A 5104-nucleotide genomic window follows, 5' to 3' on the forward strand; every position below is an offset into this window, starting at 1 on the left:
CCGGGGCCGCTCCCGTTCTGCTCGTATGCGCCGTCACTCGTTCGAGTGAGTTGGCGGTGTGCCAGCTGCGGCATTGCGCCATCATGCGTCCCCACGCCGGAACGGCGCCCTATCCTCCTGACGGGCACTCACCGCCGGTCGGCCCGGCGGGCCGGGCGCCGCGCGGGCCAGGACGGCGGGGAGGTCGAGATCGCTACCGACAGTGGAGACACGGACCTGCCGGAGGGCGCCACGCGCTACCTCGTGGCCGTCCCGGTGGCGGCGCTCTGCTGCCTGCTGCCGCTGCTGCCCGCACCGGCCCCGCTGGACCCGCCGCACTGGCTCGGCGCGCCGGTGGACTGGCCCAAGGTCGGGCTGCTGGCCTTCCTGCACGGGTGCTGGGAGTCGCTCGCCCAGGGGCTGCCCACGCCGTGCCTGCGGCTGGTCCGGGCGGTGCTGCGCCGCCCCCCGTCGGCGGCCCGGGTGCCGGCCCGGCCCAGCGTCAACGCCTTCTTCCCGGTGCTGTTCGCCGGGGTGCTGATGCTGCCGCCGGCCGCCGCCGCCCTGGTGGCGGCGCCGGCCGCGCTGGTGGGCGCCGCCGAACCGGCCTGCCGGCGGCGGCAGCTGTGGAACGGCTCCCAGCTCGCGCTCTCCGCCTTCGCCGCCTCGCTGGTCTTCCACCTCCTGGCCGGCCCGCAACTGCTGCTCGGCTCCCGCTTCCCCGCCGCGCTGCTCCCGGGCTTCGCCGCGCTCGGCACGTTCTGCCTGGTCAACGGGGTGCTGGTGGGCGGCATGCTGGTGCTGGCGGAGGGGCGTCGGCCCACCGTGCTGCTGCGCGGGCCGGCCGCCGCGGTCGGGCTGCCCGTGGTGGTGCACGCGGCCGGCGGGCTGATGGTCGCCGTCCTCTGGCAGGGGCCGTACGGCGCGTTCGCCGCGCTGCTGGCCCTACTGCCGCTGACCATCTCCGCGTGGGTGTTCGCCCAGGGGCACCGGGAGCGCGAGGCCCACCAGGCCACCGTCCAGGCCCTGGTCCAGGCGGTGGAGATCAAGGACGCCTACACCCGGGGGCACAGCGAACGGGTCGGCAAGGCGGCGGTGCTGATCGCCGGTCAGCTCGGCATGGAGTCCGAGCGGCTGCGCACCCTGCGGTACGCGGGCGTCCTGCACGACGTCGGCAAGCTGGGGGTCGCCACCGAGCTTCTGCGCAGAAACGGTCCCCTCACCGAGGTCGAGCGGCGGGCCGTCGAGGTGCACCCGGTGCACGGGTACGAGCTGGTGCGCGGGATCGCCTTCCTGGGCGAGGCGCACGCCGGGATCCTGCACCACCACGAGCGGATGGACGGGCGGGGCTACCCCAGCGGGCTGGCCGGCCGGCAGATCCCGGAGTTCGCCCGGATCATCTCGGTCGCGGACGCGTTCGACTCGATGACGTCCACCCGCTCCTACCGGCGGGGCAGGCCGGTCACGGAGGCGGTGGCGGAGCTGGAGCGCTGCTCGGGCAGCCAGTTCGATCCGGTGATGGTGCGGGCGCTGGTCTCCGCGCTGGCCGTCCACGACTGGCAGCCGGTGCTGCCGCCGCCCGCCGACTGCATCCGGGCGGTGCCGGACATCCCGCTCGGCGTCCCCGAGCCGGTCCGGGCGGCCCCGCGCGGCGTCCCCGCCCAGGGCGGCACCGTGCCGACGACCGGGCAGCCGTGAGCGCGGCGACCGACCGGGCGCGGGTGGCGGGCGTGCGGGCGCCGAGCACGGGCCCGGTGCGCGTGGTGCACGCCGGGGCGCTCGCGCTGCTGGCCGCCGCACTGGGTGCGGTGGCGGTCCGGGGGGTGGCCGAGCCCGGTGTGGCGCTGGCCTTCACCGTGCTGATCGCGCTCGGCGAGTGCGTCCGGATCACCCTCCCCGGTGACCGCGAGCAGGCGCCGATCGGGGCCGCCGGCGCGCTCGCGTACGCGCTGCTCGGGCCGTTGCGCGGGCTGCCGACCGCGCACGGGGTCCTCCAGGTGGTGGCCGTGACCGGCGTCGGCCTGCTCCTCGCCCTGCTGCCCGCCGCGCTCCGGGCGGCGGTACGGGCGGCGGCGCCGGGCCCGCGCGGCGACCGGCGGCACCGGCGCCGGCCCTGGGGCGACCGCGCACGCTGGGACGGCGCGGCGCGGCGGCTGCTCGGCGCCGCCTTCGCGGCCGCGGTGTTCCAGCCGCTCTACAACAGCGGGGTGGTCGACCGGTACTCCGCGGACGGCCCGGCGTACGGGGCGTTCCTGACCGCGGTCGCCGCGCTCGCCGCGCTCTGCGACGTCACCCTGGCGGCGCTGCTGCGCCGGGCCCGCAGCGGGCTGCGGTTCCCGGCGGTGCTGGAGGACGAGCTGCGCTCGCTGTTCGGGATCGGCTCGGCGATCGTCGCCACCGGCATGCTGGTCAGCCTGGCCGCCGGCGAGGTGGGGCTCTGGGCGCTGCCGCTGTTCTGCGCGCCGCTGCTGCTGGCGCAGGTGTCGTTCCGACGGGCGGCGGCCGTCCGGGCCACCACCGGGCAGACCATCGCCAGCCTCGCCAAGGCCACCGAGGTGGCCGGGTACACACCCCCCGGGCACGCCCGACGGGTCGCCGACACCGCCTGTGCGCTCGGCCGCGAGCTGGGCCTGGGCACCCGGGACCTCGCGCTGCTGGAGTACGCGGCGCTGATGCACGACGTCGGGCAGCTGTCGCTGGTCGAGCCGGTGCCCGGCGGGGCGACGGCGCTGCTGCCGGACGACGAACAGCAGCGGATCGCCCGGCTCGGCAGCGAGGTGATCCGCCGGACCGGCGTACCCCGGCAGGTCGCCGAGCAGGTCGCCCGGCTGGCCGACCCGTGGCCCGCGCCGGACGGCGGCGGCCGGGCGGTGCCGCTGGCCGCGAGGATCATCCGGGTGGCGAACGCGCACGACGACCTGTTGACGGCGGCGCGGGGGCGCGGGGCGGGCGAGGCGGTGGGCCGGCTGGAGGTCCTGGAGGTGCTGCGACTGGGGCGCGGGCGGGTGTACGACGCCCGGGTGGTGGACGCGCTGGTCCGGGTGCGCGGGTAGCCCGGGCACGGGGCCGCCGGGCGGGGACGGCGTCCGTCCGGGGTTGAGCCGGCGGGGCGGTGCGGGCAGGCTGGGGGTGGGGACCGGCGCCGGGCAACCGCGGCGGTGGGAAGCGCGCGCGGCGGTGGGCGTGGTTGGATGCGGTCGTAGCGTGGAACACCGACCCGGGGCACCGGGCCCCGGACGCGGGAGCGGACACGGGACTTGAGCGGACGACGACGGCAGGGACGAACGTGAGGATCTTCCACCGGGCACGACACCGGCCGTCCGCCACCTGGCGGCAGACGACGGACCGGGCTTTCACGCTGATCGGTGACGGCCGCTACGAGGACGCCGGCGCGCTGCTGGTGATGGCGGCCGACCTGGAGCCGTGGCTGTCGGACTCGTGGTTCAACCTCGCGCTGCTGCACAAGTTCCGCCGCGACTGGGAGCAGGCGCGGGCGGCCGGGCTGCGGGCGGTGGCGCTGCTCGACCGCGAACAGGGCGCCCCGGACTGGTGGAACCTCGGGATCACGGCGACGGCACTGCAGGACTGGGCGCTGGCCCGGCGGGCCTGGCAGGCGTACGGGCTGCGGCTGCCCGGCGGTCCCGGCGGACAGCCGGACGGACCGGTCAGCCTGGACCTGGGGACGACGCCGGTGCGGCTCTCCCCGGACGGCGAGTCCGAGGTGGTCTGGGGCCGCCGACTGGACCCGGCCCGGATCGAGGTCCTGTCGATCCCGCTGCCGTCCTCCGGCCGGCGCTGGGGCGAGGTGGTCCTGCACGACGGCGCACCGCACGGCGAACGGGTCACCGACGGGGTCGCCTACCCGGTGTTCGACGAGATCGAGCTGTGGGCGCCGTCCCCGGTGCCGACCTACGTGGTGCTGCTGCAGGCGGCGACGGCGGCCGACCGGGACGCCCTGGAGCGGCTGGTCGCGGACGCCGGCTACGCGGCGGAGGACTGGACGTCCTCGGTGCGGCTGCTGTGCCGTGCCTGTTCGGAGAGCCGGATGGCCTCGGACGACGGGCACACCGCCCACCACGACCCGCACGACGACGGCGACGCCGCGCACCCGGGCCACCTGAGCCATCTGAGCCAGGGCGCGGGCGGGATGTCGTGGCTGGTCGAGCGCGAGTGCGGGATCGCCGCGCCGGCCCGTCTGGTGCGGACACTGCTGGACCGCTGGGCGGCCGCTGCGCCCGGAACCCGGGCATATCGGGATCTCGAAGAAGTCTGCTGACCGGGCCGCTTACCCTTGACCGGTACAGCGTGGCAGTCCACGGGCACGGCAGTCGACGGAAGCGGAAGCGGAAAGCAGCGATGGCGGAGCAGCACGACCACCAGCACGACCATGATCACGAGCCCGAGCAGGGCGGGGACCAGCCGGTGAAGGTGGTCGGCGAGGAGCCGGACCTCTCCAGGGGCACCGCGCGCCCGATCACCGTCTTCGGCAACCCGGTTCTGCACCGCGAGGTGAAGGACGTGACCGCCTTCGACGGCGAGCTGTCCGGGCTGATCGACGACATGTTCCAGTCGATGTACGCGGCGGAGGGCGTGGGCCTGGCCGCCAACCAGATCGGCGTGGACCTCAAGGTCTTCGTCTACGACTGCCCGGACGACGAGGGTGTCCGCCACGTCGGCCACGTGATCAACCCGGTGCTGGAGGAGTACCCGGCGGACCGCCGCCGCGTGCTGGACGACGGCAACGAGGGCTGCCTCTCGGTGCCGACCGCGTACGCCGAGCTGGCCCGCCCGGACTACGCGGCGGTGACCGGCCGGGACAAGGACGGCAACCCGGTCCGGGTGGAGGGCACCGGCTTCTTCGCACGCTGCCTCCAGCACGAGACCGACCACCTGTACGGGTTCCTCTACATCGACAAGCTGTCGAAGCGGGACCGCAAGGACGCGCTGCGGCAGATGGCCGAGGGCACGCCGCGGTACGCGACGGTCTCGAACGACTGACGCAGCCCGGGGAGTTGACGAAGGGCCGGGGAGCCGCGACCGCTCCCCGGCCCTTCGCCGTGTCCGGCGCGGCGCGGGCGCCCCGAACGCCGCTGCCCCGTACGGAACCTCCGCGGAGGTTCCGTAC

At 76.1% G+C, this 5104-nt stretch carries 4 protein-coding genes; all 4 read left to right on the plus strand.

From position 1 onward, the window contains the following. The first annotated feature begins 243 nt into the window (after positions 1 to 243). The 4 genes from ACFWOG_RS39375 (at position 244) to def (ending at position 4977) form a co-directional block, all read left to right on the plus strand. Complete coding sequence (locus ACFWOG_RS39375) at positions 244 to 1677, plus strand: HD-GYP domain-containing protein (protein WP_380364426.1); 1434 nt, start codon at positions 244 to 246, stop codon at positions 1675 to 1677. Continuing rightward, the gene (locus ACFWOG_RS39380; RefSeq protein ID WP_380364428.1) at positions 1674 to 3032 is read left to right on the plus strand and encodes an HD-GYP domain-containing protein; all 1359 of its coding nucleotides are present in this window, start codon (positions 1674 to 1676) and stop codon (positions 3030 to 3032) included. Before ACFWOG_RS39375 ends, ACFWOG_RS39380 begins: the two co-directional genes overlap by 4 nt. A 233-nt stretch (positions 3033 to 3265) precedes the next feature. Beyond that, positions 3266 to 4255 (plus strand): hypothetical protein, encoded by a 990-nt coding sequence (locus tag ACFWOG_RS39385; protein WP_329883122.1) that lies wholly within the window; start codon positions 3266 to 3268, stop codon positions 4253 to 4255. An 80-nt stretch (positions 4256 to 4335) separates the two neighbouring features. Continuing rightward, positions 4336 to 4977, plus strand: a complete 642-nt coding sequence (gene def / locus ACFWOG_RS39390; RefSeq protein WP_329883121.1) for a peptide deformylase — start codon at positions 4336 to 4338, stop codon at positions 4975 to 4977. The last annotated feature ends 127 nt before the right edge of the window (positions 4978 to 5104 follow it).

Source organism: Kitasatospora sp. NPDC058406 (genome assembly GCF_042722765.1).
GTDB lineage: Bacteria > Actinomycetota > Actinomycetes > Streptomycetales > Streptomycetaceae > Kitasatospora.

Excerpts from the sequence above, each read along its gene's own strand:
- def (WP_329883121.1), top strand. The coding sequence starts at position 4,336 with ATGGCGGAGCAGCACGACCACCAGCACGACCATGATCACGAGCCCGAG.